This window comes from Streptomyces sp. SM1, from assembly GCF_002910825.1.
Classification (GTDB): domain Bacteria; phylum Actinomycetota; class Actinomycetes; order Streptomycetales; family Streptomycetaceae; genus Streptomyces; species Streptomyces okerensis.
In genome coordinates this window covers 1-3778 of the sequence record NZ_NEUB01000575.1, presented here as the reverse complement: position 1 = coordinate 3778, position 3778 = coordinate 1, and the positions used below count along the sequence as shown (strand labels likewise).

The 3778-nt window shown below is 73.8% G+C and carries 2 protein-coding genes; both read right to left on the bottom strand.

What is annotated here, in order from left to right:
- Nucleotides 1–152 precede the first annotated feature (152 nt).
- Complete coding sequence (locus B9S61_RS13925) at nucleotides 153–1817, bottom strand: glycosyltransferase family 2 protein (protein WP_103542538.1); 1665 nt, start codon at nucleotides 1815–1817, stop codon at nucleotides 153–155.
- A partial coding sequence (locus B9S61_RS13920; protein WP_103542537.1) for a CDP-glycerol glycerophosphotransferase family protein occupies nucleotides 1814–3778 on the bottom strand: 1965 nt, incomplete at its 5' end. The genes B9S61_RS13920 and B9S61_RS13925, both read right to left, overlap by 4 nt.

Here is a 3778-nt window from a genome sequence, read left to right as displayed (position 1 = left end):
AGCGGGGGGTTGGAGGGCTGGGGGCTGTCCGGCCGGGTTGTCTCGCCCCCGCCGCCCCTTCCCTTCCCGTCCCTGGGGGCTGTGCCCCCAGACCCCCCTTCGGCCCTGGACGGGTTTGTCCTCGAACGCCGGACGGGCTGGGTGGGGCTGGGTCAGCGGAGGGCGCTTGTGACCAGGCGGGCTGCCCGGCGTAGGCGGGGGGTGGCCAGGGGGCGGAGGGCGGTGGTGAGGCCGACCGGGGTCCAGCGGACCTGGAGGCGGCCGGGGGCGTGCCCCTCGGGTTCGATCGTGACCCGGTGCGGGGTGGCGCCGGAGAGGTACGGGACGCGGGCGGTGCGGGGCGGGAAGTCGAGGGGGGCCAGCAGGATGCTCCGGTTGCTCCGGTCACCGCAGGTGAGGCCGACCAGCGGGTGGCGCACCCCCGCGAAGCCGCTCAGCGGGAGGCGTGCCGCCGCCGGGTCGAGGCGGACCCGGCCCTCGAAGACGCCGGGCCGCACCGGTGAGAGACGGAAGGGGGCGGTGAGGCGGCGCCGGCCGGGGGAGATGACGAGGCTCGCGCGCTGGGGGCCGACCGGGAGGCGCAGGGCCGGGTCGTAGGTGCGTACCGTGAGGTCGGCGTACGGGCCGGGGCCGTGTACGACCTCCGTGATCTCGTGCCGGAAATGGGCGAGGGAGAAGGGGCGGGTGTCCGGTTCCAGGTCGGTGAGGTCCAGTTCGCGGCGGGCCTCGATGGATTCGGGGACGCGGTCGCCCCAGTAGGTGCGGCCGTCCGTGTCGGTGGTCAGCCGCCGGGGGGCGACGGAGTGGCCCAGACCCCGGGCGGCCAGCCGGGCGTCGGAGAGACGGCGGTCGCGGATCAGCTGGAGCACCACCCGCTCGGAGCGGGGGAGACGGGCGTACGCGCCGGGGGCCAGGGTCTCCAGGTAGGGGTTGACCAGGTCCGCGAAGGCCGAGAGCCACTCGTCGTCCCGGTAGGGCAGGTCGCCCGCGTACATCCGGAAGTCGTGCTTGAGGAACTTGTGGTCCTTGTCCTCGCGCAGCGACTCGTGCCCGCTCTCCACCAGGAACGTGTCGATGAGCCGCTGCACGTGGATCCGGTCGGCGACGTTGGTGAGCAGATGCCGCTGGTTGGATATGGACGCCGTGCCGGAGACCGCGTACGGGGCTATGTACCAGTGGTACACCGGCTCGGGGACGATGGTGAAGCGTTTCGCCAGGCAGTACGCCCGGGCCGAGAAGAGCTGGTCCTCGTAGTGGATGCCCTCGGGGAAGCGCAGGCCGTGCCGGTCGAGAAAGGCGCGGGCGTACATCTTGCTCGTCGCCAGGTGCTCGAAGAAGAGCCGGGGGTCGTCGCCGATGCCCTCCAGGGTGCGGCGCTCGGCCACGAGGTGCGGCATCCAGGTGGAGCGGCGGCCGGTGTCCACCCGGATCCGCCGTACCGCGCCCATCGCGAAGTCGATGTCGCGCTCGCGGTGTGCGGCGAGCAGGGAGGCGACCGCCTCCGGCGGGAGCTCGTCGTCGGAGTCGAGGAACATCAGGTGGGGCGCGCGGGCGGTCTCCAGGGCGCGGTTGCGCGGCGCGCTGCATCCGCCGCTGTTCTCCGGCAGCCGCAGGTACCGGATGCGCGGGTCGGCGGCCGCCAGCGCCCGCGCCACGCGCGGGGTGTCGTCCGTGGAGTGGTCGTCGCTGATGACGATCTCGAGGCCGCGGTGGGTCTGGCGGCGTACGGACTCCACCGCGCGGGGGAGCCGTCCGGCGTCGTTGTGCACGATCACCGTCACGGTGACGTCGGGGAAGGGGGGCTGAGGGGTGCTCATGACGCGGTCGCCTCCTCGGGGGTGGGCGCCGGGGTGCGTTCCCCGACCGGCAGCACCGGTGGCAGCGACGCCTCGTCCTGGCCGAGGAAGACCCGGCGTACGACGCGTTCGGCGGCGCGGCCGTCGTCGTACTCGCAGAACCGGCGCCGGAAGGCGGCCCGTGCCTTCGCCGCGCTCTCGTCGTGCCAGGCGTCGGTGGTGAGGATCCCGGTGAGCTCGTCCTGGGTGCGGGCGACCGGGCCGGGCGCGTCGGCCATCAGGTCGAAGTAGACGCCGCGCGTGGTGCGGTACGTCTCCCAGTCGTCGGCGTGGATGACGATCGGACGGTCGAGGTTGGCGTAGTCGAACATGATCGACGAGTAGTCCGTGACGAGGACGTCGGCGGCCAGGCACAGCTCCTCGACCGGGTCGTAGGAGGAGACGTCGATGACGCGGCCGGAGCGGCGCGGACCGGTCAGCGGGGAGACGCCGGCCGCGTAGAAGTAGTGGCCGCGCACCAGCAGCACGGTGTCCTCGCCGAGCCGGGCGGCGAGCGCGGCGAGGTCCAGGCGCGGGGTCCAGCCGGCCTCGTAGTCGCGGTGCGTGGGCGCGTAGAGGACGGCCCGGCGGCCGGGCGCGATGCCCAGGCGTTCGCGGACCGCGCGGATGTCGGCGGCGCCGGCCGTGTAGTAGACGTCGTTGCGCGGATAGCCGTGCTCGAGCGGGACGAACCTGGCCGGGTAGGCCCTCTCCCACATGCGGGTGGTGTGGCTGTTGCTGGAGAGGCTGTAGTCCCACTTGTCGACGCGCTCCAGCAGCGCGTCGAAGTCGAGGCCCTGCGCGGCGGCCGGGAACGCCATCTGGTCCAGGCCCATGCGCTTGAGCGGGGTGCCGTGGTGGGTCTGGACGTGTACCGCGTCGGGGCGTTTGACCGCCGCGTTCGGGAAGTTGACGTTGTTGACGAGGTACTTGGCGGTCGCGAGCACCTCCCAGTAGCGGCGGGTGCCGGGGACCACGTGGTCGGTGCCGGGCGGGAGCAGCGCCGCGTTGTGTTCGGACACCACCCACACGGGGTGGATGTGCGGGGCGAGTTCTGCGAGCTCGGCCGCGATCGCGGCCGGGTTGCAGGCGACCCCGCGGTTCCAGTAGGCGGCGAACACCGCGAGGTGGGGGTCGACCGGGCGGCGCAGGGCCGTGCGGTACTGGTGGTCGCGGATCCGGGCGCCGGCCTGGCGCCGTCCGGCGCGCACCGTGGAACGCAGCGCGCGGCGGGCGCGGTTGGCGGTCTGGAAGGCGCGGTACTTGGTGTAGGCGCCCTCTTCGAGCAGCGAGCGGCGCACGCCCTCGAGGCCGGCGGGGCGCCGGTGTCCCTCGGGACGGCGGCGCAGGGCGGCGACCGAGGCGCGGCGGAAGAACTCCTCGGCCACGTCGTCGGGCATGCCGCCGCGCGTGAAGGCGCGCAGACAGTCCCGGACCATGATCTCGTACAGCACGGTGTAGACGGCGGGGCGCTCGCGGGCGAGATCGAGAAGGGTCTCGTAGCGGTCGACGAGCGCGAAGTGCTGTTCGGCGGTGACCGGAGGCAGACCGGCGGGGCGCAGTCTGCGGTCCTCGTACGCGATGTGCGGCAGGCAGGCGACGCGGCCGGCGAGCAGGAGGGCGGTGAGGGCGGCCAGGGGTTCGTCACCGGCGGTGAGCTGTTCCTCGTGCGCACGCCAGAAGGACGCGCGCAGGACGCGGGTGCCGAGCAGCGGGGTCAGCCGCAGCAGATAGGCGCTGTCGTCGAGGCCGAGCTCGCCGCGGCCGGCGCGGGCGAGGAGGGGGCCGTCGGCGGAGGGCAGGCCGGAGCTGCGCCAGGTGCTGCGCAGATGGTCGAGGAGCAGTACGTCGACGGGGCCGGTGCCGGAGAGCTCGGCGGTCCGTTCGGCGACCGTGCGCGGGCTGCCGGGCGGCAGCCCGTCCTTGGCCCGGACGAAGTGCAG

Coding starts and splice junctions, on each gene's coding strand:
- B9S61_RS13925 (WP_103542538.1), bottom strand. CDS start 1,817: ATGAGCACCCCTCAGCCCCCCTTCCCCGACGTCACCGTGACGGTGATC.